Here is a 24,551-nt window from a genome sequence, read left to right on the forward strand (position 1 = left end):
CCATGTCCCACGACCCCTCCCGGCCGGTGGCCCGCGCCGCCGCCGGAGCCGTCCTGCTCGCCGTCCTGCTCACCGGGTGCACCGGGGGCTCCGACGGCGGGACCACGCCCGTCCCCGAGCCGCCGCCCGTCCCCGCCTCCAGCGCGGCGACCACGCCGGTGCCGCCGCCCACCCCGGGCAGCGCGGAGTCCAGCGTCGAGGCGCAGCCGGTCCGCACGCGCAAGCCGGTCCGCCTCGACGCGCCCGGGGAGGCCGCCGACGACGTCGTCGTCCGGCTCGCCTCGGTCCGCGCCGTCGAGGCCACCGCCAGCGGGCCCGGCGAGGTGGCCGGCCCCGCGCTGGCCGTCACGGTCTCGATCGAGAACGGCACGACGGCCGAGCTCGACCTCGGCTCGGCCGTGGTCAACCTGGCCGACGCGAAGGGTGCCCCGGGCTCGCTGATGTCGGCCGACCCGGCCCGTCCGCTGCCCACCCGCGCCGCCGCGGGGCAGACCGTGGACGGCGTCTACGTGTTCACGGTGGCGGAGGGCCGCCGCGACCCCGTGACCGTCGAGGTCGGCGTGACGCCCAGTGACCCACTGGTCGTCTTCCGTGGTCAGCCCACCGGCTGAGCCGTCGTCAGCCCGTAGCGTGTCCGCATGGACTCCGCCCTCCGGCTCGGGACGACCCTCGGGCAGCTGACGGACCGGGTGCTCGGCGCCTTCGGCTCCGGCTTCCGCCGCTTCACCACCTGGCGCTGGTGGGTGCAGGTGCTCGTCGTCTGGGCGGTCGGCCGGCTGTTCTCGCTGGCCGTGGTGCTGACGGTGGCCCGGATGCAGGGCCCGAACCCCTGGACGACGGAGCGGCCCGGCTACCTGGAGTACGTCGACGGCTGGGACGCCGGCTGGTACCACAAGATCTTCGACGAGGGCTACCCCCGCGTGCTGCCCCGGGACGCCGCCGGCGCCCTCGACCCGAACCAGTGGGCCTTCTACCCGGTGCTGCCGGGGCTGGCCAAGCTGGTGGAGCTGGTCACCGGCGTCGGGTGGCTGGTGAGCGGGCCGCTGATCTCGCTGCTGGCCAGCCTGGCGCTCTGCCTGCTCCTCTACCGGCTCTTCGCCACCCGGGCGGCCGCCGGGACGGCCCTGACCGGCGTCGCGCTGTTCTCCTTCCAGCCGGCCGCGCCGATCCTGCAGTTCGGCTACGCCGAGTCGCTGGGCCTCACCCTGCTGGTGGCCGTGCTGCTGTGCCTGGTCCACCAGCGCTGGTGGACCGCGGTCCCGCTCGTCCTCGTGCTCAGCCTCACCCGCCCGACCAGCGCACCGCTGGCGCTGACCATGCTGCTGCTCGCTGTCGGCTGGTTCCTGTACCGCCGGCAGCGGCCGGTCGAGCGGCGGCAGTGGGTGGGGCTGGGCGTGCTCACCGCCGTCACCGGGCTCAGCACCTTCCTGTGGCCGGCGGTGATGGCGGTCGTCACCGGCGACCCCGACGCCTACTTCGAGACCGAGGCGGCATGGCACGGCAACGCCCACGTGCTGCCGGGGGAGCTGTGGGCCAACATCGGCATCCGGCTCTTCGGCAAGCCGCTGGGGGTGCTGGCCCCGGTCGTCTTCGTCCTCGGTCTCGTCCTGGTGATGGCCACCCGGACGGTCCGCTCGCTGGGCCCGGTGATGTACCTCTGGACCGCCAGCTACCTGCTCTACCTGCTGGGCGTCATCGCCCCCAACGGCGCGGTCTTCCGGCTGATGGTGCCGGCCTTCCCGCTGCTGCTGGCGGCGGCCATGGCGTCGCGCTCGAAGGCGTACCGCGCGACGCTGCTCGTCGCCTGCCTGGTGGCCCAGGTCGTCTGGGTGGCCTGGCTGTGGCACTGGTCCGGCGTCGGCCTGCACGGCGCCTCGGAGTCGAACCCGTAGCGGATGGTGGGGGCGGCGGGCCGTGCAGGACGCGGACATGTGACCGAGGTCATAGCGCTCCGGGTGTAACGGCGGCGTTCCGCCGAGGGGCCGGAGGGCGACCGGTGGTCATGGGGACCGGCGGCCGAACCCGCTCTGACCAGGGGTGACGTCGACCGGCGGTCGGGGCCGACGTGACCGTGGGGTGACCGGAACGAGACCGTTCCGTGATTTTAGGCCGGGGTCGGCGTGTGCAACACTTCGTCGCAACGATTGCACAACAATCCCCAGCCATTGCCCCCAGACTGCAGGAGTGCCCCCATGCCATCGTTCTCCACTGGCGCGCGCCGAAGATGGGCCGCGCCCGTCGTCGGCCTCGCGTCGACCGTGCTCGCCACGGTCGCCCTCGCGGCGACGCCGCTGACCGCTGCGGCCGACACGACAGTAGCAACCGACGGTTTCGACCGTTCCGTCGGCTCCGGCTGGGGCAGCGCCCCCAGCGGCGGTGCCTGGTCGGTCACCGGCGGCTCCGCCCGCTCGGTGAGCGGCAGCACCGCTGTCGTCAGCGGGGTCGGCGCCAACCGCTCGTTCCGGGCCTCGCTGCCCGCGGTGACCCTCGGCGACGCCACCGTGCGCGCCGCGTTCACCGTGCCGAGCGGCACGCAGGTCTACTACAGCGCCGAGGCCCGCCGGCAGGCGAGCGGCACCGCGTACGGCAGCCGCGCCCGCATCGACGCCAACCGCAAGCTGCACAGCGAGGTCGTCCGCGTCGCGGGCGGCGTCTCCACCGTCCTGGCCTCGAAGGTGCTCGGCACCGTGTCGCCCGGCCAGACCGTCACCGTCGAGCTGAACGTCACCGGCACGTCGTCGGTGGCCGTCCGCAGCAAGGCCTACGTCACCGGGACGAGCGCACCCGACTGGCAGGTCCGCGCCACCGACACCTCCGGGTCGCGCATCGCGTCCGCGGGTGCCGTCGGCGTCAGCGGGTACGTCAGCGCCGGCCAGGCCGCGCAGACCTACCGCACCCAGGCCTTCTCGGCCCTCAGCACCAGCGGCAGCGGCACCGTCGCCCCGCCGGCCCCGCCGGTCGTCACCACCCCGGTGGCCACCCCGGCCCCGTCGGGCAAGCACGGCGCCGCCACCATCGGCACCACGGCCTACCCGGTGCCGTCCAACGCCGTCTTCGTCTCCACCTCGGGCAGCGACGCGGGCTCGGGCACCAAGACCTCCCCGGTCCGGACCGTCACCAAGGCGCTGACCAAGGCCTCCAGCGGTCAGACCATCGTGATCCGCGGCGGGACGTACCACGAGTACTTCATCGTGCCGCCCGGCAAGGCCGTGACGATCCAGAGCTACCCGAACGAGGCCGTCTGGTTCGACGGCTCCAGCCGTGTCACCGGCTTCGCCGCCTCCGGCAGCGCCTGGAAGGTCGACGGCTGGAACACCGCCTTCGACACCAGCCCGACCTACACCAAGGGCGCCCCGGACGGCACCGCCGTCGGCTGGACGTTCCTCAACCCGGCCTACCCGATGGCGGCCCACCCCGACCAGGTGTGGATCGACGGCGCCGAGCAGAAGCAGGTCGGCAGCCTCAGCCAGGTCAGGACGGGCACCTTCTTCGTCGACCGCGGTGCGAAGCGGCTCTACCTCGGCACCAACCCGTCGGGCCGCACCGTCCAGGCCAGCACGCTGAGCCAGGCCGTCTCGCTCCGGGCCCCCGGCACCACGATCCGCGGCATCGGCTTCCGCCGCTACGCCTCCTCGGTCCCGCAGCAGGGCGTCATCACGGCCTACTACGCGAGCCAGAAGCTCGAGAACGTCGAGGTGCGCGACAGCGCCACGGCCGGCGTCGGCATCTTCAAGCCCGGCTCCAGCCTCAAGAACGTCACCATCGCCGGCAGCGGCCAGATCGGCCTGCAGGCCAGCTACGCCGACGGCCTGGTGGTCGACAACCTCTCGCTGCAGAACAGCAACGACCAGAACTTCAACCCGACGCCCAGCGCCGGCGGCTTCAAGGTCACCACGACCCGCGGGATCACGCTGAAGAACAGCGAGCTCACCGGGACCAACGGCAACCAGTTCTGGACCGACCAGTCGACCTACGACATCAACGTGCTGAACAACACGATCACCAACGGGGCCCGCTGGGGCGTCGTGCTCGAGATCTCGTCCAAGGCGGTGGTGGCGGGCAACGTGATCGCCGGCAACGCCCACGACGGCCTGATGATCTCGAACACGAACAACGTCAGCGTCTGGAACAACACCCTGGTGGGCAACGGCCGCTCCGGCCTGGCGATCGCGCAGGACAAGCGGCGGATCACCCAGCTCTCGGTCTCCGGCCACGACCCGCGCCGGGCCCAGCCCGACCTGTCGATGCCGTGGACGACCACCAACGTCACGGTGGGCAACAACATCTTCACCGGTGGCCCGGCCAGCAAGTCGACCATCTACCTGGTCGAGGCCTGGGACCGCGCGCTGAACGCCGAGCAGATGGCGACCTACTCCAACGGCAACGTCTTCAGCCAGCCTGCCGTGGGCACGCCGAAGCTCGCCACCGTCTGGGGCAACGCCGGGGCGTACTCGACGAACTTCGTCACGTTCTCCGACTACGTCGCCGCCACCGGGCGGGACCGGAACAGCTACCACCACCTGGGCTCGTCCCCGGTGGGCAGCAACTACCAGCCCGTCTCGGCGATCTCCAGCCGCAACACGACGGTGGGGCAGCCGCTGCCCTCCGACGTCGCGGCCAAGCTCGGCCGCGCGGCCGGGACGCGGTACCTCGGCGCCTGGCGCTGACGCACCACCCGGGCCTCCAGGCCCGCAGCACGAGCCCACGAGCCGTGCCGGTCACCGACCGGCACGGCTCGTCCGCGTCCGGGGCGCTGCGCCGGACCTGCAGGTGCGGGTGCCGACGGTCCGGCCGGCGAGGAGGACGGCGTCAGCCCCGGGTGGGGAGCCCCCGGCGGGCCGGTCGACGGGCGCTCGACGTCAGCGCGGCGGGGCCGGGGCCGGGGCGGGCACGTCGGCGACGGCGGCCTGCTGCACGGTGCGGGCGCGACGGAAGTCCTTGAGCCGCAGCACGGGCTTCTCGAGGCCGAACCAGCTCGCCGCCGCCAGCGGCAGCGTGAGGACCAGCGAGGCCAGGGCGAAGAGGGGGACCCCGAGCGCTCCCGCGCCCACCAGGGCCAGCAGCTGCTGCAGCGGGAAGGCGTAGATGTAGGTGCCGTAGGAGAGGTCCTGGCGGAACTGCAGGCGCGGGCGGGTGCCGAGGGCGCCCAGGCCCAGCAGCAGGTAGGCCAGCGGCAGCGCGCTGACCACCCGGTAGTCCGGCAGGGCCGTCGAGGCCAGCACGACCACGGCGGCCAGCAGCAGGTAGCGACCGCGGACGACGAGGGTCTCGCGGTAGCGGTAGACGAGGGCACCGGCGACGAACGGCAGGCCGAAGCGCGACCCGAGGGTCAGCCAGTAGTTGTCCACCGGCCCGTACGCGGTGGCCAGCGTCGTCGCGGTCAGCGCGACGAAGGCGACGACCATGGTGTGCCGGCGGTGCAGCAGCCCGACGACGCCGAGGCCGAGGACGGCGAGGTAGCAGAAGAACTCCCAGACCAGCGTCCACATCGAGCCGTTCCAGACCTCGGGGAACGGCACCCCGGCCGGCGTCCCCGCGATGCCGTACTGGTTCACCCAGAGGGCGGCGTTGCTGCCGACGTAGGCGGCGGCGTCGGACCAGTAGCCGGCGGGCAGGCCGACGCCGGCGAGGACGAGGGCGAGCGGGGCGACCACCACGGCCGTCAGCAGCAGGCTGGCCCAGAAGCCGGGGAAGATGCGCAGCACGCGCGCCCGCAGGAAGGTCGACACCTTCGGGGCCCGCAGCCAGCTGGAGACGATGAGGTAGCCGGAGATGGTGAAGAAGCCGTCGACGCCGCCGTGGCTGAGCAGCTGGCGCAGCGGGGCGAACCCGATGTCCGCGCCGGTCAGCGGGAACGAGTGCCAGACGATGACCGACACCGCGAGCAGCAGCCGGATGGCGTTGAGCGCGTTGCGCCGGGGGTCGAAGACGGCGGCGAAGGTGCGGGAGCCCGGGGCGGCGGGGGCCGGCTGCCGGGCGCCGTCGGGCTGGTCACGGAGGGGCACGAGGGTTGCCTTCTGGTCGCCGGACGGACAGCTCTCGTCGTCGAGGAGAGCACGCATCATAACCGCCGGGCACCCCTCGAGGGGGCTGGACGAGGGCCGCCCGTCGCTATGCTGACCCCCGAGTGGGGCCGCCCCCGGGGCCCCGGTGAGGGAGCTGGTGCCCGTGTCCCGTCTGCGCATGGTGCGCCGCCACTTCTGGAGCTACCTGCGCGGGGTGCTGCGCGGCCACCCCGGCGTGCGGATCGAGTCGCGGGTGAAGCTGATGGGCCCCGGCACCTACGCGCTCGCCCCGGGCTGCACGATCTCCAAGGGCGCCCACCTGTGGGTCGGCTCGGGCGCGACGCTGACCGTGGGCAAGGGCGCCAAGATCGGCGCCCGCTCGAAGGTCAACGTGGGCTCCGGCGTCACCATCGGGGAGGACGTGCGGATCTCCTGGGAGGTCCAGCTGCTCGACACCGACTTCCACTGGACCACCTCGCCCTCGGGGCGGCGGCGCGACCACAAGGCGCCCATCGTCATCGAGCCCAAGGTCCTCGTCGGGACCCGCTCGCTGGTGCTCAAGGGGGTGACGGTCGGGCGGGGCTCCGTCGTGGGCGCGGGCTCGGTGGTCCGCCGCGACGTGCCGTCGGGGACGATCGTGGCCGGCAACCCGGCGGTCGAGGTCGGCCAGGTCGCCGACTGGGGCAGCGCGCCCGACTGAGCGCGGACGGGTCGGGTGCCGCCGGACGGGCTCAGCCGGCGGTGACGGGCGCGGGGACGCGCCGGTGCCGTCGCACCGGTGGCCGCCGGGCCGCCGCCCGGCGCGCGCGGTGCTCGGCGTTGGCCAGCACCTGGGTGCTGACGGCCAGGCCGACGGCGAACCAGAGCACGGCGGCGTACTGCGTGATGAGGGCCACCGTGACCAGCGCCGGGATCTGGGCGACGACGGCGATGGTGGCGGCCGTCGCCCGGCCGCGGAGCACGTAGAGGCCGGCGGCGGCGAGCAGCAGCAGGACGAGGACGCCCGGCACCCAGCCGAAGATCAGCCCGAACAGCAGCAGCGCGTTGTCCACGGAGCCGAAGGTGCCGATCGAGACCTCCGACGTCGTCGAGACCGCGAAGTTGTCGGCCAGCCCGAACGGCTGGATGTAGGTGAGCAGCTGCAGCAGCTCGGAGCGGTAGAGCGCGCTGCCCTCGGCCTCGTTGCCCGAGGCCACGAAGACGTCCTCGACGAGGGCGAAGACGACGCCCGCGGCGGCCAGCGTCAGCACCAGCAGGCTCACCCGGTAGGCGCGGGAGAGGGAGTCGCGCAGGAACAGGCAGGCCAGCACGACCGAGGCGGCGGCCGTGATCATGCCGGTCCGGCTGAAGCTGACGACGGCGCCGACCAGCATCAGCGCGACCATGGCGGTCTTGAGCACCGGCCGGAAGCGGCTGCCCATCGTCAGCGCCACGGCCACCCCCAGCGAGCTGCCCAGCGCGATGGAGTGGCCGAAGGCCCCTTCGGCGCGCAGGATCCCGCCGCGGGGCTGCAGGCCGCCCCACACCTCGTAGTTGGCGTTGTTCGCGGTCACGTAGGTGGTGAAGAGGTTGGTGCCGGTGGCGAACTCCAGCACGGCCAGCGCGGCGACGACGCTGAAGAACACCCCGACGGCGCCGTAGATCCAGCGCGCGTCGAGCACCGAGGTGACGATCCGGCCCAGCAGGAAGGCGCCGGCCCAGGCCGTGGCGAGGTCGAACGTCGCGCTCAGGGTGGTGAGCCGCAGCAGGTACTCGACGACCGCGATGGCGCCGATGGCGACGAAGAAGAGGTCGACGTAGGACCAGCGGATGCCGACGACGGTCGGCAGCAGGCTGGCGGCCGTCAGCAGCGAGATGATCGTGAACGCCGGGAAGTAGGCGACGACGCTCTGGCCGATCCAGACCGGCACGAAGCAGATGACGACGAGCCAGGCGAAGACCGCGATCTTGGGCGAGCGGCGCAGGCCGGCGAAGACGACCAGCAGGACGAGGACGCCGGCGACCAGCTCGAGCCCGCTGTCGAACTGCGTCCCGCTCACGGGGCGCTCGGCGAGGTCTCGGCGGCCATGGACGTGCTCCTTGTCGACGGTCCGGCGTCCCGCGGCCGGCCGCGCGGGCCGGTGGACGCCCGCGGGTCCCCGGGCGTCGCGGACCGGGGACGGGTGGTCGGGCACCACTCTAGGCGGTCCGACCAGGTGCCGGCGGTGCTCGCGGGCGCCCGGCGGCCCGGCCGGGCCGCGCTCACGTGCCGGTCCCGCGGACCAGGGCCAGGGCGCGCCGGTAGGCCCGCAGGTGCAGCTCGGCGGCGGTCGACCAGTCCCGGGCCGACAGGTCGGGACGGCCCGTGGTCCCCGCGGCCAGCCGCTCCAGCGTCGTCGTGAGGTCCTCCGGGGTGAGCGCGCCGGCGTAGGTGTGGATCCAGCCGGGGCCCACCTCGGCGGCCAGCTGGGTGTTCACCTCGTTGTCGGGCACCAGGACCGGACGGTCCAGCGAGAGGGCCGCGAGCACGCCGCCCGAGTTGTGCATCTCGCGGTAGGGCAGCACGACCAGCTGCGCCGCCGAGGCGGCCGCGACCAGCTCGGCGTCGGTGAGGAACTCCAGGTGGGTGCTCACCCGCGGGTCGGGCGCGGCCAGCGCGGTCAGCTCGGCCCGCAGCTCCGGCGTCGAGGGCCGTCCGCCGACGAAGAGGCTGAGCGCCGGGTCGGTCGTGGCCCGGAACGCCGTCAGCAGGGTGTCCACCGCCTTGTAGCGGCGGATCAGCCCGAAGTAGGCGAGCCGCCCCGGCACCTGCTCCTCGCGGGGGTAGGAGGCGAACCAGTCCCGGTAGTGCCCGTGCACGACCGTCTCGTGGGGCCGGTCCGACAGCTCGGTGGACGTGTTGATGCGGATCAGCAGCGTCGTCCGCCGCTGGAACCAGCGCAGCAGCGCCACCTCCCGCCGGCTGATGCCGGAGGGCAGCTCGAGGTTGTGCACGGTGCGGACGACGGCGGTGCCGCGCAGCCGGGAGCGGAGCAGGACGAGGACGAACAGCAGCTGGCGCAGCGCCTTGCGCGCCGGCGTGCGGCCGTCGACGAGGATCTCGGGCCAGTGCGCGTGGAAGACGTCGTGGTCCCCGGTCAGCGCCCGGCGCCAGCTGAAGGTCGTCAGCTCGACGTCGGGGTGGGCCTCCAGGCTGTCCTTGAGCATCCAGATGTAGGGGTTGGTGGTCGGCCGCGGGTCCGGGAAGGACTGCAGCACGCGGACGGGGCCGTCGGCCGGCGCCGCCGCCGTGCGCGCCGCCCGGTGCAGCAGCGCCAGCCCCTCGACCGTGCCGCGGACCATCGCGGTCCAGGGGGCGGTGGAGGTCAGCAGCTGGCGACGCCCGCCCCGCAGGACGACGGCCCAGGCCTCGGGCAGCGCGGTGGCCACCCAGCGGCGCCGGTCGGCGGCGTCGAGGTGCTGGCCGGCGAAGAGCAGCCGGTTGCGGATGTTGTAGCGGTAGTAGGTGGCCGACTTGGCCCGCTGCCCGCCCTCGCCCTGGGTGCCGCCCTCGTCGTGCACGGCCCCGGCCTCGCGGACCACCACCAGCCGGCCGCCCGCCTCCCGCACCCGGCGGGACAGGTCGACGTCCTCCCAGTAGAGGAAGTAGCGGTCGTCGAAGCCGCCGACGGCCTCCCAGAGCCCGCGGGCGAGCAGCAGGCAGGCGCCGCTCAGCCACATCTCGACGCGGGGCTCCGGGTCGGTCGGCCGCTTGCGGGTCGCCCGCATGCCGCCGCGGTCGAGGTAGAGGTCGGTCCCGTCGGACCAGACCCGGCCGTCGGCCGCCCGCACGACGGGGGCGGCCATCACCAGCGGGTCGTCCGCGACCACCCGCTGCAGCCGGCCGAGCGCGTCGGCGTCGAGCCGGGCGTCGGGGTTGAGCAGCAGGAGCTGCTCGGCGCCCGCGGCCAGCGCGGTCCGGGCCCCCAGGTTCACCCCCGCGCCGAAGCCGAGGTTGGTGGGGGAGGGGACCAGCGTCCAGCCCCGGGCGGCGCAGAGCTCGCGGACCGCGGCCAGCTCCCCGGCCGTCGTGAAGTTGTCCACCACGACGACGTCGAGCGCGGGCGCGGCGGCCGAGACCGCCGCCAGGTTGGTCGCCAGCAGCGCCGACGAGCCGTAGTTGACCACGACGGCCGCGCAGCGGGGCAGCGGCTGGGGGGTGCTCACCGGTTCTTCCTCATTCCCTTGCCGACGATCTGGAGGACGCCGGTGATGTCGCGGCGGAACATGGGGACCAGCGCGAAGGCCAGCGCGTAGACGACGGCGGCGGCCAGGGCCCCGGCCGGCAGCTGGACCCAGCGGCCCCACTCCGCCGTCAGCTCGCAGGCGCCGAAGGTCCCGCCGGCCACGAAGGCGGTGAGGACCATGATCCGGCCGGCGCCGACGAACAGGGGGCCGACGTCGACGGGCGCCTTGCGCGAGAGCCACCAGAACGACAGCGGCCAGGCCAGCGCGGGCGCGATCGCGTAGCCCCAGGCCACGCCGGTGACGCCCCACAGGCTGCCGACGAGGATGCAGGCGACCTTGATGGTCACCGTGATCATCGTGTACTGGAGCAGCTCCTTGGTGAGCCCGTGCGACAGGTAGATCCACAGCCCGACGTAGGCGAGGCTCTGGAACACCCCGGCGACGGCGAGCAGCCGCAGGATCGGCTCGACGGAGAGCCACTGGCGGCCCAGGAAGATCGAGGTCACCGGCTCGGCGGCGCCGATGATGACACCCAGGCCGACGACCAGGGTCAGCCCCAGGGCGGCCTGGCCGCGCTGCAGGTAGGCGTTGGAGGCCTCCCGGTCCTCCCGCAGCCGGGAGAGGACGGGCAGCGCCACCTTGGTGCTGGGCGCGCGCAGCTGGCCCAGCGGCGTCATCAGCAGCTGGAAGGCGCGGTTGTAGAGGCCGAGCGCCTCCGAGCCGAACCGCGTGCCGATGGTCAGGGAGTCGATGTTGTTGCCGAGGTAGCCGACGAACAGCGACCCGGCGAGCTGCCAGCCGAAGGTGAAGAGGTCGCGCATGGGGGCGCGGCGGGGCAGCCGCGGGATCCAGCGGGCCGAAGCCGCGTTGCCGACGAGCAGGACGACGGCCATGGTGATCTGCTGGACGGCCAGCGCCCAGTAGCCCGCTCCCTCCAGGGCGGCCACGATCGCGACGACCAGCGAGATCGCCGGCGCGGCGATCTCCACCGTCGCGAGCTTGGTGAACTGCAGCCGCCGGTTGAGGTCGGCCCGGTACTGGGTGCCCATGCCGTTGAGGACGAAGACCAGCGCCAGCACGTGGGTGAGCCCGACGAGCTCCTCGTGGCCGTAGATCCGGGCGATCAGCGGGGCGGTGAAGAAGACCAGGACGGTGAAGAAGAGGCCGGCCCCGGTGTTGATCCAGAAGAGGTTGTCGCGCTGGGCCTTCGAGAGCGTCTTCGCCTGCACCGCGGCGGAGGAGAGGCCGAAGTCCCGGAAGATCTCCGCCACGCCGATGATGGCGGTGACCATGGCGACGAGGCCGTAGTCACCCGGCGTCAGCAGCCGGGCGAGGACGACGACGCCGACCACCTGCAGGACGATCTTGACGCCCTGGGCGCCGACGGTGATCAGGGCGCCGCGGGCGGCCGTGCGGCCCAGCAGCCCGCGCTGCTCCTTCATCGCGGCCTTCTCGGCGGCGGCCTCGGCCTCCGCGTCGCTGATCGGCGGGCCGGCCAGGGGCGGGTCGCTCAGCGGGGGCTCGGTGCTCACCGGGCACCCACCGCACCGCGCCGCGCGCGCTGGACCCGGCGGAAGCTGCCCTTGGCCGTCCGGGCGGTCTCCCGCCAGTCGCCGAGCGCGAGCCGGGCCAGGCCGAAGCCGGTGTAGCGGGGGACCGGGCGGCCCGCGAGCCGGGCGCCGACGAGGCGGCCCAGCAGCGTGCTGCGCCGCGACACCTGCAGCGGCTGCACGCCGGCCAGCGCGTCGAGGTCGAGCGCCCGGCCGGTCAGCACGCCGGCGGCGAAGGCCCGCTGCAGGACCTCGTGGCCGCGCGGGGTGCGGGCCAGCAGCGCGCTGGTGCCGTCGCCCTCGGTGAAGACCGGGTAGCCCTTGGCGTCGGTGTGCCAGAAGTCGGCGGCCGTCACGTCGCTGCTCTCGCCCACGCCGTCGGGGCAGATCTTGCAGCGCCACTGGGTGGCCTTGCCCAGGTGCCGGCCCCAGGACTCGTCGTAGGTGGTGCGGACGGTGCGGCCGTCCGCCGCCTCGGCGGTGAAGTGGCCGGGCCAGCCGCGGCCGCGGTACCAGAGGTCGCGCAGGCCGGCGTCGTCGGGCACCCCGAGCTCGCGGACGAGGGCGTCCGTGGCGTGCTGGCTGGGCGTGCCGGCGCAGAAGAAGGACAGCAGCAGCGGGGTGGACCCGGTCGCCGGCGCGCCGTCCAGCAGCGCCCGGGCGGCGGAGACCTCGCACGGCTTGCCGACCAGGCCGGTGCCGGGCGCGAGCGCGCCCGGGGCGGCGACGGAGGCCACCGGCGCGTACCGGGAGCCGGCCGAGGCCAGGGCCTCGTCGCGGCTGGTGATGGTGACCGAGACGGTCCGCCGGGGCTCGGCGGCCGCGGCGCGGGCGCCGGTGAAGGAGGCCTGCTCGCCGTTCTCGGTGAGCCAGGCGACGAGTGCCGTCAGCGTGCCGCCGCTGCTGCCGCGGTGCCGGATCTCGGGGTCGGACGCCCAGGCCTCCCAGGCGCTGACCACGGGGCCGAGCGTCGGGTGGACCTCCGCGCCCGGCGGGCGGGGGGAGGCGACGCGACGGCCGGGGCAGATCCGGTCGAAGGTCGCGGCGGCCCCGGGGACGGGCGCGGGCGCGGCCGTCCCGCGCACCGGGCGGGCGTAGCCCTCCGCGTCCAGGGCCATCGCGAGCCCCGCGTCGAGCTGGGTGCACGCCCCGCAGCCGGAGCAGTTGGCCGTGTCCACGACCCGGGCGACCGCCCGGTCCAGCGCCTCGGCGTCGGCCCGGCCCATCAGCCCCGCCCCGCCGCGACGGCGTCGACCTGGCCGGCGAGCGCGTCGGTCGCCAGGGCGAGCGTGCTGGCGGCCCGCTCCCGGACGGCGGTGACGCGGGCGGGCAGGTCGTCGCGGGCGGCGATGCCGGCGACCAGGGAGGGGGCCTCGTCACCGGCGGTGCGCAGGTCGACGACGTGCTCCCAGCCGAGGTCGGCCATCAGCGGCGCGAACTTGCGGGAGTAGGCCAGGGGGATGGCGGGGGTGCCGACCGACAGCGCGTTGAGGCAGGCGTGCATCCGCGAGCCGATGACCAGCTCGGCGCCGGCCAGGGTGGTCCGGATGTCGGTGAGCGACGTCGGCACGATCACCTCCGCGCCGGGGGCGTGGGTGTCGCGGAACTCCTCGACCGCCGGCACGTCGTCGTCGGGGTTGTCCGAGGGCAGCACGTGGGCCAGCAGGCTCACGGTGCGGCCGGCGGCGACCAGCCGGTCGTGCACCTCGGCGACGGTGCGCCGGTAGGCCGCGGCGTCGACGTGCGGGCCGGGCTGCCAGAGCAGGCCGGAGACGTTGAGCACGACGTCGCGCCGCGTCGTCGGCTCGGGGACGTCGAGGGCGAACACGACGTCGGTGGTGAGCACGTCGACGGGCCGGCCCAGACCGGCGGAGGCCTCGGCGCTGGTGCTGTCGCGGGCCATCACGACCGCGGCGGTGCGCAGCGAGCGCTTGGCCAGGGCCTTCGCCCGCCGGGAGCCGAAGGGGCCAATCGTCTGCGGGCTCAGCACGACCGGCACGCCGACCCGGGAGGCGAACTCCGTGGTCGCGCACATGGCCGAGAGCCGCGGCAGCCCGTAGATGTCGGCGAAGGAGTCACCCGCGCGGGTGTCCATCACGAGGTCGAACCCGCGGAACCAGTCGGCCAGGCCGTGGCGCCGGAGCACCGCCTCCTTCGCGACCTCGGCCACCGAGCCGAGCCGCACCGGAGCCGTGCGGGCGCCGTAGTTGTAGAACACGAACTCGGCGTCCGGCCAGACCCGACGCGTCAGGGCCTCCGTGCCGGCACCGAGAACTCTCACCCCGAGGTTTGGGGACCGGTCGTCGGCCCAGAGAACCAAAACTCTCATCACAATCCGTCCTTGCTTGGTAGGCGCATCACTGTACGGCTCGGATGACACGGTCGTATTACGCGCGCGCCAGCGTCCGGTGGTGGTGCGCAGAGCGGCCCCCCGAGGCCGGACGGGCGGTGCGCCGGTGCGCCGCCCGTCCTCTCCCTGCGGTCTAGCGGGCCGTCAGCTCTCCCGTCCGCCGGGCCGTGATCTCGCTCACGGAGAGCCTGACCGGGGCCGCCGAGCTGCCGGACAGGTAGGCCCGGACGGCCACGCCGGCCGGGCTCTGCAGGGCGGCCGTGGTGTCGGTGGCGGTGGCGGCCCAGGCCGTCGGCTCGGTGGTGCCGGCCGGCCAGACCTTCGTCCGCAGCGTCGTGGTGCCCGAGCCGTAGCCCTGGATGCGGACGCGGTAGCCCTGCCCGGGGACGAAGGTCCCGGGCAGCACCTTGCTGGCCAGGTTGGTCTCGGTGCCGGCCACGTTCCGGTTGAGGTAGACGACCATCGTGCCGTTGGCCTGCACCCAGACCTTGGCGTGGTAGCCGTTCGCCTGGTCGCCGCGGACGACGGCGCGGGTGTACTGCCCGCCGCCCGTCGGCGCCTTGTCGAAGGCGAAGGTCAGCTGCAGGTCGGTGTCGGTCGAGGAGATCGGCAGCCGGGCCGTCGGGCCCGAGCCGGCGGCGGCCATGGTGATGACCCCTGCGCCGTCGGCGACGGTGAACAGGCTCGTGCTGCCGCTGTAGGTCCAGGCGCCGCCGGTCGGCGCGCTGCCCCAGCCCGAGGTCGAGGTCCGCTCGAAGGTGTCGTCGGCCAGCACGTCGGACGGCGGGGCCGTGACGGTGACGCTCTTGGTCACCGTGCCGGTCGCGCCGTCGTCGTCGGTGACGGTGAGGCGCACGTCGTAGGTGCCCGCGGCCGCGTAGGTGCGGTTCGCCGTGGCCCCGGTGGCGGTGGTGCCGTCACCGAAGGTCCAGGCGTAGGAGGCGACCGTGCCGTCGGCGTCGGCGGACCCGCTGCCGTCGACGTCGACCCGCAGGCCCGCGGTGGTGCTGGTGAACGAGGCCGTCGGCGCCGTGTTCGCCGGCGGCGTCGGGGCGACGGTCACCGACCGCGTGGTGGTGCCCACCGCGCCCTGGTCGTCGGTGACCGTGAGCTTGACGCTGTAGGTCCCGGCGGCGGCGTAGGTCCGGGAGGCCGTGCGCCCCGTGGCGGTGGTGCCGTCGCCGAAGGTCCAGGCGTAGGAGGCGATGGTGCCGTCGGCGTCGGTGGAGCCGCCGCCGTCGACGCTGGCGGTCAGACCGGTGGTGGTGGCGGTGAACGACGCAGTCGGGGCCGCGTTCCCGCTGGCGGTGACGCTGTTCGAGACGGGGCTGAGTAGCTCGTTGCCAAACGGGTCGGTGACCCGCACCTGGTAGGTGTGGCTGCCCGCCGGCGCGGTCTTGTCCTCCACCGTCTGCGTCGGCAGCGTCCAGAAGTTGCTGTCGACGGTCCGGGTGTCCACCAGGGCCTCGGCCGCGGTGCCGCGGTCGCGGTAGAGCTGGTAGGTCAGCCGCTGGTTGTCCTTGTCCCAGGCCGCGCCGTAGGTGACCCGGACGGTGCCCGGGGCCGGCACGGAGGCCGCGGTGGCGGGCGGGGCGCTGCGCACGGGCACGGTGCCCAGGTACTGCGGGCCCACCTTGTTGGCGGGCACGCCCGGCGCCGCGCCGGGTACGGCGTAGCGGGTCAGGCCGTACTGCTCCTTGCCGTTGACGGTCGGGAACTCCCCGCCCAGGGCGATGTAGCCGCTGCCGCTCACGACGCTCCAGGCGGCCTGGTACTGCTTGCTGTAGATGCCGATCCCCAGCTCGGGGTACCAGTGCAGCATCGTCGGGGCGGGGCGGCCCTTGTAGTTCCAGCCGTAGGCGTTCGGGCCGTTGTTGAGCCCGGTGGGCGCGGTGGTGAAGGCGTTGGCCGGCTGCCACCGGGTGCGCGGGCTGGTGTCGCCGAACGCGCCGATCGAGCGGCAGTCGTGGGCGTGGCTGACGGTGTAGGTGACGTCCCCGACCGGCTCGACGTCGTAGGTGTCGCCCAGGCAGTCGACCATCCAGCGGATGGCCCCGTTGGCCGGGTTGAGGGAGAAGCTGCCCTCGAACAGCCCGCCGGCGCCGAAGGCGAAGCCGCTGCCGTAGACGTAGGTGCCGTCGGTGGTGAGGGAGTTGATCGCGCCCTTGCCGGAGTCCCGCAGCGTGCCGCTGGCGGCCCAGGGCAGGTTCGTGCCGGTCGTCGCGCCGACGGCGCCAAGGCCGTAGACGTTCGCGCCGTTGAGGGTGGCGAACTGCCCGCCGATCACGACCTTGGTCTGGTCCGGGGTGAGGGTGAGCGCCCAGACGTAGGCGCCGTCGGTGGCCGAGGGGGCCCAGGGCAGCAGGGCGCCGTCGGCCGCGCCGAAGGCCGCCAGCCGCTTGCGGGCGCTGGAGGTCGGGGCGGCGGTGCCGGTCGCGCTGCCGAAGGCGCCACCGGCGTAGACGGTGGCGTTCGTCGCCGTCAGCGCCTTGACGTCCTGGTCGACCGAGGGGCTGAAGCCCTCGACCAGCGCGCCGGTGGCGGTGTCGAACGCGGCCAGGTGCCCGCGCGGCTTGTTGTCCACCGTCGTGAACGAGCCGCCGACGTAGACCCGCTTCCCGTCCGGGGACGCCGTGACGGCGAGCCCGGGCGCGTTCAGCGTGTGGTTGAAGGAGGCGACCCGCTCGCCGGTGGTGATGTCGTAGGCGAAGAGGTGGGACACGGCGATCTCGGTCGGCCCGCCCTTCCACATGCCCGCCGGGCGGGCCTTGGTGAAGTCGCCGGTGGCGTAGACGGTGGTGCCGACGACCACCTGGCTCCAGACGACGCCGGTCAGCTGCCAGGTGGGCAGCGGGTCCACCGACGCCGTCGTGGGCAGGGTGGTCGAGATCGGGCGGGTGTCGGCGGTCGCGGCCGGGGCGGCGCCCAGGCCCAGCGCGACCAGGGCGGTCGCGAGCCCCCCGGCCACCGCCGCGGACAGGCGGGACCGGCGGCCCTGCAGGATTCCCATCAGATGTTTCCCCTCGAGTGATGGCGCCGACCGTCCTCGGTGACGGGCGGGTCGTGCGGGCGCCGGCTAGCGGGCGTCCCCTCGGAACGTGGCGAGGCCGTGACGGGCGTCGAGGTCGACGGTCAGCGCGACCGCGGACCGTCCCGACGCCGGGACGGCGAAGGAGTACCGCGCGGACGCGCGGTCCCCCGGGGCGAGGCGGCCGGTGAAGTCGGCGGCGTCCTCGTCGTAGACGGGCCGGGCCTGCAGCGGCGGCCGGCCGTAGGTGAGGCTGGTGATGACCCGGCTGAGGTCCAGCGGCTCGTCGGACTCGTTGGTCACCCGCAGCCGGAAGCTCGTGAACGGGCCGATCCGGCTGCCGGGTCCCGGCTGGTCCAGCTCGCCCTGCGTGACCTCGACCACCGCGACGCGGACGCCGTCGGACCAGCGCAGGCCGTCGGCGAGCGCGCCCTCCACCGCCGGCAGCCGGTCGCGGGCGTCCTCCCGGTCGGCGGGCACCGGCTGGGCCGGCGCCGTCGGGTCCGGGGCGTCCGCGGCGGAGCCGGAGGCCGACGGCGCCGCGGTCGGGCCGCCGGCCGGGCCGCTCGGCGTCGAGCCCGGCTCCGGGGCCGAGGTCGTGGCCGTCGGGCTGGCGCCGGGCCGGCCGGACGGCGAGGCCGTCGGGGTCGGGCTCGGCGCGGCAGAGGTCGTGGCGGTGCTGGTCGTCGAGCTCGGCGCTGTGCCCGCGCTCGGCGTCCCCGACGCCGTCGGCGCCGGCGTGCTGCACGCCGTCGTGGCCAGGGCGGACCCCAGCACGACGGCGGTCAGGGCGAGCCGCAGCGCGGCCCGCGGGGGGACGAGCACCGTGGTGGCCGGCTCAGTAGGCGCCGCGGCGCGCGACCACGGCGAAGAACGTCTTCCACAGGATGAGCAGGTCGAGGGTGAGGGTCCAGTTCTCGACGTAGCGGAGGTCGAGGCGGACCGTCTCCTCCCAGCTGAGCAGCGAGCGGCCGCTGACCTGCCAGAGACCGGTCAGGCCGGGGGTGACGAGGAGGCGGCGGCGGGCGTGGTCCTCGTACCCGTCGACCTCGGACTGCAGCGGCGGCCGGGGGCCGACCAGCGACATGGTGCCGGCGAGCACGTTGAACAGCTGCGGCAGCTCGTCGAGGGAGAACTTGCGGAGGAACTTGCCGACGCGGGTGATGCGCGGGTCGTCCTCCATCTTGAACATGTGGCCGATCTCGGGGTTCTGCGCCCGCAGCTCGGCCAGCTTGGCCTCGGCGTCGACGTGCATGGAGCGGAACTTGAGCATCGTGAACGTGGAGCCGTCCAGGCCCACCCGGGTCTGGCGGAAGATGACCGGTCCGCCGTCGTTGAGCTTGACGGCCAGGGCCAGCGCCGCGAGGACCGGGGAGATGACCAGGACGCCGGCGCCGGTCAGGACCAGGTCGGTGGCGCGCTTGACGAAGCGGCGCCAGCCGGTGAAGTGCGGCTGCTCGACGTGCAGCAGGGGCAGGCCGACGTAGGGCCGGATGTGCATCCGCGGGCCGGCGACCTCGACGAGGCCGGGGTGCACCAGGAGCTCGACCCCGGCGCCCTCGAGGGCCCAGGAGAGCTCGCGGAGGTAGTTGTGGCGGGTCGCGTCGCTGCCGGTCACGGCGACCGCGTCGGCGGCGTAGGCGCGGATCAGCTCGGGGACCTGGTCCAGGTCGCCGATGACGGCCAGGCCGGCGTCGCGGGCCCGGGAGACGTCGGAGCGCGGCACGCAGACCCCGATGACGTTCATCCCGGCGTGCGGCTCGCGGGTCAGCACCTCGGTGAGGTCGGCGGTGGCGTAGGCGCTGCCGACCACGATCACGCGGCGGACGTTGCGGCCGGCGCGCTGCTGGCGGTGCAGGTTCTTCCGGGCGGCGAAGCGGACGGCGATGCTGCCGAGCCCGGCGAGCGGGACCGCGATGACCGAGGTGGCGACGACGCCGAGGCTCTCGGTGATGGCCGCGGGGACCGCGCCCACCGCGACGGCGAAGACGACGGCCCGCATGACGGCGCGCATCTCGTCGTCGCCGACGCCGATGTTGCTGCGCTCGTAGCCGCGGCTGATCGCGATGGCCAGCGGCCAGGCGAGCGCCGCGCCGGCCACGATGACGAGGGTGTTGCCGGTGGTGAAGGGGTACTTCAGGACCGGCAGCGCGAGCAGCACGGCGACGACGCCGACCAGCACGTCGGCGGCGGCCACCGTCAGCGTGTAGCGCTGGGTCCAGGCGGCCAGGCCGGGCGTCCGGACCGGCGACGGCTCCAGGACCGCCTCCGAGCGCGGGTCACGGCGGGCGGTCTCGGCGGCGGAGTCGGCCGGACGACGACGGGCGACGTCCATCGCCCCGGTGTCCGGGCTGACGTCGTGCGAGGGGTGGGCGGTGCTGGCGGCCAGCGCGTCCCGGCTCTCGGCGGTGTCGCGGGGTCGCAGCTCGGCCGCGAAGTCCTCGTTCCCGTCCGGGCCCGGGCGGGCGCGGCCGTCCTCGGCGCCGTTCGGCGCCGCGGAGTGCTCAGGTGTTGCCATGCAGATGTCCCCCGTATGTCTTGTCGCCCCCCGACAAGCTCAAACTCGCTGTCAACCACAGCCGCGAGGTATCCGAGCCGGCGATCTGCCTCCACCGTTGGGGGAGTTGATACGCCGCCTGCTGATACGCGCTGTGAACAACCAGGTCCCGGCAGGCTATCAACAGGGAACTTTCCGGGGGTGCGGCCGAGACGAAATCGTGATGAGACCCTGGACACAGGGACCAGAACGGCCACTGGTGTCACCCCTGACCCAGCCGTCCCACCGGTGTCACCCCCGGGGCAGCAGCCCGGCGATGTTCGACGTCATCAGCCCCCGGCAGCCCAGCCGCAGCGCCCGGGACCGGTCCTCCTCCGAGCTCAGCGCCCACATCATCGCCGGCTTGCCGTTCCGGTTCGCCGCGTCGGTGACCGCGCTGACGAAGGCGTCCGGCTGCTCGCGCGGGACGCCGAGCATGTCGATGTGGGGCGCCGCGGCGAACCGCTCCAGGTTGGCGCCGAGGTGGCTCGGCTGGTCCAGCACGTAGCCCCAGGTGCCGAAGCCGTTCCCCTTCGCCCGCTCGAACTCCCCGGAGTTCACGTACTGCTTCCACACCACCCGCTCGGGCTGGCCGAGCCCCACCAGCCGCGCCATCAGCGGCCCCGCGGCCGCCGGGACCTTGGGCTCCACGAACAGCACGAACCGGTCCGCGTAGGCGTCCACGACGTCGTCGAACCTGGTCAGCGGCCTGCTGGGCTGGGCGGGGTCGGTCGTCCCGGCCGCACTGACCTGCAGCGTCGACAGGGTCGACCAGGGCGTGGTGGCGATGTCGTGGTCGACGCCGGTCACCCGCGCGGTGCTGGGGTCGTGGCTGCAGACGAGCACCCCGTCGGCGCTCAGGCAGACCGAGATCTCGAGCGCGTGCAGCCCCGGCAGCCGGGCGGCCTGCTCGTAGGCGTAGGCCGTCATCTCCGGCCAGTTCCCGCCGCCCCCGCGGTGGGCCACGTAGAAGGGCCGCTCCGCGACCAGCGACGCGACCGTGGCCGCGGGGCCGCCGCCGGGGGCCGGGGCGGTCGCGCCGTCGGCGCCGCAGCCCACCGCGGCCGCCGTCGCGCCGGCGAGCAGCCCGCCGAGCAGGGTGCGGCGGGACAGGGACCCGGGCGAGCGGGTCGTGGCGCTGGTCATGGTGGTCCTGTCGGGCGGGAGCGCGGACGGCCATCTTAGGGAAGCGGCGGCGGAAACCCTTCCCGACGAGGTCGCGATCGGGTCACGAAGGGCTTTTCCGGGGTCGCGGAAAGGAGCGGGAAATACGTCCTGAGCGCTGATTCCGGTGACATTCAGCGCAGCAGGCGGCCCTCGGACCCGGCGGGCAGCCGGACCTCGACGAGCCGGGCCGTGCTGGGGTCGGACCAGTCGCCCGCCACCTCGAGCCGGGCCAGCGTCGCCGGTGGGAAGCGGTCGGCGACGGCGGCGGACGCGGCCGGGGAGGAGGTCCCGGGGTCGGCCACGTCGTAGACGACCCCCGGCACGGCGGGGGCGTGCCCCACCACCAGGACGGTGCCGACGTCGGCGGCCGCGACCAGCTCGAGCACCTCGTCGGAGCCGGCCTGGTAGAGCAGCGGCACCAGCTCGACGGGCACGTCGAGGCCCAGCCGCTCGAGCGTCTGGCGGGTGCGGGTCGCCGGTGAGCACAGCACCCGGTCGGGCAGCACGCCCCGGTCGCGCAGGAAGGCGCCCACGCCGTCGGCCTCGACCTCCCCGCGCGGGCTCAGCCGCCGGTCGGCGTCGCGGTGGCCGGGACGGGCCGGCTCGGCGGTCGCGTGCCGGAGCAGCAGCAGGGTCCGCGTGGTGGTCACCGCGGCAGGCTACGACCTCGCTGCCGGCCCGGGACGGGTCCGGTCCTAGACTCCGCGACCATGGCCATGTTCGACCTGCCCCTCGCCGAGCTCGAGACCTACGCGCCGGAGGTGAGCGAGCCCGAGGACTTCGACGCCTTCTGGTCCGCCACCCTGGACGAGGCGCGCGGCCACGCCCTCGCGCCGACCGTGGAGCCGGTGGACAACCGGCTCGCGCTCGTCGACTCCTACGACGTGACCTTCGCCGGCGCGGGAGGCGCCCCGGTCCGGGCCTGGCTGCACGTGCCGGCCGGCGCGACCGGGCCGCTGCCCACCGTCGTGCAGTACCACGGCTACTCCGGCGGCCGCGGGCTGCCGCACAGCAGCACGATCTGGGCGCAGGCCGGCTACGCGCACCTGTCGATGGACACCCGCGGCCAGGGCTGGAACGGCGGGGGCGGCAGCAGCACCGCCGACGCCTCGGCCGACGCCGGGATCAACCACGCGCCCGGGTTCATGACGTCGGGCATCCTCGATCCCGCCACCTACTACTACCGGCGCGTCTACACCGACGCGGTGCGGATGCTCGAGCTGACCCAGGACCACCCGCTGCTGGACGCGCGCCGGGTCGTGGTGACCGGCGGCAGCCAGGGCGGCGGGCTGGCCCTCGCCGCCGCCGGGCTGGCGCCGCTGGCCGGGATCGAGCTGGCCGGCTGCGCGCCCGACGTCCCCTTCCTCTGCCACTTCGCCCGCGCCGTCGCGCTCACCGACCGGCACCCCTACCGCGAGATCGCCCAGTACCTGGCGGGCTGGCGCGACCACGCCGACGCGGCGTTCCGCACGCTCTCCTACGTCGACGGGGTCAACCTGGCCAAGCGGGCGGTGGCCCCGGCGCTGTTCTCGGTCGCGCTGATGGACCTCACCTGCCCGCCGTCGACGGTCTACGCGGCCTACAACCACTACCGGGGCGCGGACAAGCAGATCAACGTCTACCCCTACAACGACCACGAGGGCGGCGAGGCCTACCAGGTCGCCGCGCAGCTCGACTGGGTCGCGGAGCGCTTCGCCGGCTGAGCGCGCGCCCGCCGCCGCGCTGCCCGCCGGGTCCTCGCCCGCTGTCAGCGGGGGTGTGTAACGTCCGTCACACGGCCGCGGGGCCGGGCGAGGCGGAGGGGGAGCGATGACGACGAGGACGACGAGGACGGCCCGACGGGGCGGGGCCGGGCTGGTCGGGGTGGCGGTGACGGGGGCCGCGCTGCTGGCCGGCGGGCTCGCGCCCGCCAGTGCCGCACCGGTGCCGGCCGCCGCGCCGGCCGCCACCGCGGCGGTCCGGCAGACCGAGAAGAACCCGGTGGCCTTCGGCACCGGCGGGGCGGTGGCCAGCGTCGACCCCGAGGCGACCGAGGCCGGGCTGCGCGTGCTGCGCGCCGGCGGCAACGCCGTCGACGCCGCCGTGGCCACCGCCGCCGCGCTCGGGGTCACCGAGCCCTACTCCGCCGGCGTCGGCGGGGGCGGCTACCTCGTCCACCTCGACGGCCGCACCGGCCGGGTCAGCACGCTCGACGGCCGCGAGACCGCGCCGGCCGACGTCGGGCCCCGGACCTTCCTCGACCCGGCGACGGGGAAGCCCTACCCGTTCTCGCCGCAGCTGGTCACCAGCGGCGTCTCGGTCGGGGTGCCCGGCACACCCGCCACCTGGGAGCGCGCCCTCGGCCTCTGGGGCACCCTCAGCCTGCGGCAGGCGCTCCGGCCGGCCGTCCAGATCGCCCGCCGCGGCTTCGTCGTCGACGACACCTTCCGCAACCAGACCCTGGACAACAAGGCCCGGTTCTCGGCCATCAGCACCACCGCCGACCTCTACCTCCCGGGCGGGGACGCCCCGGCCGTCGGGTCGGTCTTCCGCAACCCCGACCTGGCCGCCACCTACGAGGCGCTCGGCCGCGAGGGCACCGACGTCGTCTACCGCGGCCGGATCGGCGCCGACATCGTCCGCACCGTGCAGGACCCGCCCGTGGTCGCCGGCGCGACGCTGCCGGTGCCCGCCGGGACGATGACGAAGGCCGACCTCGCCCGCTACCGGGTGCTGCGCCAGGCCCCGACGAAGGTGCGCTACCGCGGCCTCGACGTCTGGGGCATGGCGCCCTCCTCCAGCGGCGGCACCACCGTCGGCGAGGCGCTGAACATCCTCTCCACGCAGCGGCTGGCGCGGATGGGCGACGCCGAGGCCCTCCACCACTACCTCGACGCCTCGGCGCTGGCCTTCGCCGACCGGACCGCCTACGTGGGCGACCCGGCCTTCGTCGACGTGCCGACGAGGACCCTGCTGAGCAAGCGCTTCGCCCGCTCCCGCGCGTGCCTGGTCGACCCCGACCGGGCCCTGCCCACGCCGACGGCGCCGGGTGACCTCAGCGCGCGCGGCTGCCGGACGGCGCCGCCGACCGGTGCGGACGGGCGGGGGACCTCCACCACCCACCTGGTGACCGCCGACCGCTGGGGCGACGTCGTCTCCTACACCCTGACCATCGAGCAGACGGGCGGGTCGGGGATCGTCGTGCCGGGCCGGGGCTTCCTGCTGAACAACGAGCTGACCGACTTCACCACGGTCTACGACGCGGACGACCCGAACCGGATCGAGCCGGGCAAGCGGCCGCGCAGCTCGATGGCGTCGACCATCGTCACCCGTCGCGGGGAGCCGGTGCTGGCCCTCGGCTCGCCCGGCGGCTCGACGATCATCACCACCGTGCTGCAGACCCTGGTGAACCGCGTCGACCGCGGTCTGACGCTGCCCGAGGCGGTCGCGGCCCCGCGGGCCAGCCACCGCAACAACGCGGCGGTGACGGCCGAGCCGGCGTTCATCGCGCGCTACGGCGCGGCGCTCGGCCCGCAGGGCTACGGCTACACGCTGACGCCCAGCGGCGACGCGTTCACCAGCGCCAGCGAGATCGGCGCCGTCGCCGCGCTCGAGTTCTTCCCCCGCGGCCGGGTGCAGGCGGTCGCCGAGCCGGTCCGCCGCGGCGGGGGCGACGCCGGGGTGGTGCGGCCGCGCCGCCGCTGACGCCGGGTCGGTGTCCGGCGCCCGG

At 74.6% G+C, this 24,551-nt stretch carries 17 protein-coding genes; 6 read left to right on the plus strand and 11 right to left on the minus strand.

The features are described 5' to 3' along the window. Positions 1-2 precede the first annotated feature (2 nt). From JOF54_RS13265 to JOF54_RS21560, 3 genes are all read left to right on the plus strand, one after another. Positions 3-611, plus strand: a complete 609-nt coding sequence (locus JOF54_RS13265) for a hypothetical protein (RefSeq protein ID WP_210056551.1) — start codon at positions 3-5, stop codon at positions 609-611. Between the two features lie 27 nt (positions 612-638). Next, positions 639-1,892, plus strand: a complete 1,254-nt coding sequence (locus JOF54_RS13270; protein WP_210056553.1) for a hypothetical protein — start codon at positions 639-641, stop codon at positions 1,890-1,892. 300 nt (positions 1,893-2,192) lie between these two features. Next, complete coding sequence (locus tag JOF54_RS21560) at positions 2,193-4,667, plus strand: right-handed parallel beta-helix repeat-containing protein (RefSeq protein ID WP_210056555.1); 2,475 nt, start codon at positions 2,193-2,195, stop codon at positions 4,665-4,667. Positions 4,668-4,859: 192 nt separating this feature from the next. Here the strand turns inward: JOF54_RS21560 and JOF54_RS13280 are convergent, their stop codons facing one another. Then, positions 4,860-6,005, minus strand: a complete 1,146-nt coding sequence (locus JOF54_RS13280) for an acyltransferase family protein (RefSeq protein WP_210056557.1) — start codon at positions 6,003-6,005, stop codon at positions 4,860-4,862. A gap of 163 nt (positions 6,006-6,168) precedes the next feature. Between JOF54_RS13280 and JOF54_RS13285 the strand changes: the two genes are divergently transcribed. Beyond that, a complete protein-coding gene (locus JOF54_RS13285) occupies positions 6,169-6,705 on the plus strand; it encodes an acyltransferase (protein ID WP_210056558.1) in 537 nt (178 codons plus the stop codon). A gap of 31 nt (positions 6,706-6,736) precedes the next feature. Here JOF54_RS13285 and JOF54_RS13290 read toward each other — a convergent pair whose 3' ends face one another. The 10 genes from JOF54_RS13290 to JOF54_RS13335 form a co-directional block, all read right to left on the minus strand. Next, positions 6,737-8,044, minus strand: coding sequence for a hypothetical protein (locus JOF54_RS13290; protein WP_210056560.1), 1,308 nt, complete (start codon positions 8,042-8,044; stop codon positions 6,737-6,739). A gap of 202 nt (positions 8,045-8,246) precedes the next feature. After that, complete coding sequence (locus JOF54_RS13295) at positions 8,247-10,190, minus strand: glycosyltransferase (protein ID WP_210056569.1); 1,944 nt, start codon at positions 10,188-10,190, stop codon at positions 8,247-8,249. Next, positions 10,187-11,743, minus strand: coding sequence for a lipopolysaccharide biosynthesis protein (locus JOF54_RS13300; protein ID WP_307804143.1), 1,557 nt, complete (start codon positions 11,741-11,743; stop codon positions 10,187-10,189). Before JOF54_RS13300 ends, JOF54_RS13295 begins: the two co-directional genes overlap by 4 nt. Beyond that, on the minus strand, positions 11,740-12,987 hold the full coding sequence (locus JOF54_RS13305; protein ID WP_210056580.1) for a Coenzyme F420 hydrogenase/dehydrogenase, beta subunit C-terminal domain: 1,248 nt from the start codon (positions 12,985-12,987) through the stop codon (positions 11,740-11,742). The genes JOF54_RS13300 and JOF54_RS13305 overlap by 4 nt, the downstream gene beginning before the upstream one ends. Continuing rightward, complete coding sequence (locus tag JOF54_RS13310; protein WP_210056581.1) at positions 12,987-14,042, minus strand: polysaccharide pyruvyl transferase family protein; 1,056 nt, start codon at positions 14,040-14,042, stop codon at positions 12,987-12,989. The genes JOF54_RS13305 and JOF54_RS13310 overlap by 1 nt, the downstream gene beginning before the upstream one ends. A gap of 202 nt (positions 14,043-14,244) precedes the next feature. Further along, on the minus strand, positions 14,245-17,121 hold the full coding sequence (locus JOF54_RS13315; RefSeq protein ID WP_210056583.1) for a PKD domain-containing protein: 2,877 nt from the start codon (positions 17,119-17,121) through the stop codon (positions 14,245-14,247). A gap of 66 nt (positions 17,122-17,187) precedes the next feature. After that, positions 17,188-17,964 (minus strand): hypothetical protein, encoded by a 777-nt coding sequence (locus tag JOF54_RS13320; protein WP_210056585.1) that lies wholly within the window; start codon positions 17,962-17,964, stop codon positions 17,188-17,190. 13 nt (positions 17,965-17,977) lie between these two features. Beyond that, positions 17,978-19,657: a sugar transferase gene (locus tag JOF54_RS13325; RefSeq protein WP_210056587.1), complete on the minus strand. Its 1,680-nt coding sequence runs from the start codon at positions 19,655-19,657 to the stop codon at positions 17,978-17,980. A 270-nt stretch (positions 19,658-19,927) separates the two neighbouring features. Continuing rightward, positions 19,928-20,821, minus strand: coding sequence for a glycerophosphodiester phosphodiesterase (locus tag JOF54_RS13330; RefSeq protein WP_210056589.1), 894 nt, complete (start codon positions 20,819-20,821; stop codon positions 19,928-19,930). A 152-nt stretch (positions 20,822-20,973) separates the two neighbouring features. Next, entirely contained in the window at positions 20,974-21,492 is a 519-nt protein-coding gene (locus tag JOF54_RS13335; RefSeq protein ID WP_210056591.1) for a SixA phosphatase family protein, read from the minus strand. Between the two features lie 60 nt (positions 21,493-21,552). Between JOF54_RS13335 and JOF54_RS13340 the strand changes: the two genes are divergently transcribed. After that, entirely contained in the window at positions 21,553-22,545 is a 993-nt protein-coding gene (locus JOF54_RS13340; protein WP_210056592.1) for an acetylxylan esterase, read from the plus strand. A gap of 106 nt (positions 22,546-22,651) precedes the next feature. Then, entirely contained in the window at positions 22,652-24,526 is a 1,875-nt protein-coding gene (ggt, locus tag JOF54_RS13345; RefSeq protein ID WP_210056594.1) for a gamma-glutamyltransferase, read from the plus strand. Positions 24,527-24,551: the final 25 nt, after the last annotated feature.

This window comes from Microlunatus capsulatus (assembly GCF_017876495.1).
Taxonomy (GTDB): domain Bacteria; phylum Actinomycetota; class Actinomycetes; order Propionibacteriales; family Propionibacteriaceae; genus Microlunatus; species Microlunatus capsulatus.